The organism is Campylobacter sp. 2352 PW (assembly GCF_024723575.1).
In the GTDB taxonomy this organism is placed as follows: Bacteria; Campylobacterota; Campylobacteria; order Campylobacterales; family Campylobacteraceae; genus Campylobacter_D.
This window is the reverse complement of record NZ_JANQCX010000041.1, coordinates 1-666: the sequence shown is the minus strand read 5'-3', so window position 1 is coordinate 666 and position 666 is coordinate 1. Positions and strand designations below refer to the sequence as shown.

Annotated in this window: 1 protein-coding gene; it reads left to right on the top strand. The window is 25.7% G+C overall.

The window, feature by feature from the left end:
- Nucleotides 1–521, top strand: a 521-nt coding sequence (locus CAMP5121_RS08020) for a hypothetical protein (RefSeq protein ID WP_337215297.1), incomplete at its 5' end; no start/stop codon positions are given.
- Nucleotides 522–666: the final 145 nt, after the last annotated feature.

Below are 666 nucleotides of genomic sequence, written 5' to 3'. Positions count from 1 at the left end.
AAGATCTTATTGCTATGCAAAATAAACTTGATAATACTATTAAAGCTTATAATGCTTATGTAGATTTAATCAACAAAGGTTTGGCAAGTAAAAATGATCCAGAATTTATTGCATTTAAAAACCAAATAGATACATTAATGAAAGAGAGTCAGGAATTAGCAGATTTAATCAATAATAACCAAGATATATTAAATACTTGGAAAAACATATCAAGTGAAAAATATGGAGAAAATTTTAAAATAAATGGTGCTTTTGCCAATGTAATATTAAATACCAATCCTAACTTAAAAGAAATAACTGGAGATGGTGGAGATGGAGAAGATCCAAATAAACCTGATTTACCTGAATCTGATATGGATTTCGAACAAACTGCTTCACTTAATCTAATAGGTGATGAAGCTTTAGATGAAGAAGAAGAAACTGAAGAAGTAGATGAAACCTCTTTACTTCAAAAAAGTAAAACTTGCATAGTAAGTGATAATTATAAAACTATGAATCCTTGTATAGTTGGAGGATTATAAAAATGCTTGCTAGGATAGCTATATCCTAGCAATAATAACGAGTATATTAATGAATACTCGTATTAAATAATATTTTGATTAATCAATAATAAATATTAAAAAACAAAAACTCTTAATTTTAAAAATATATAAATAAAAGGAACAA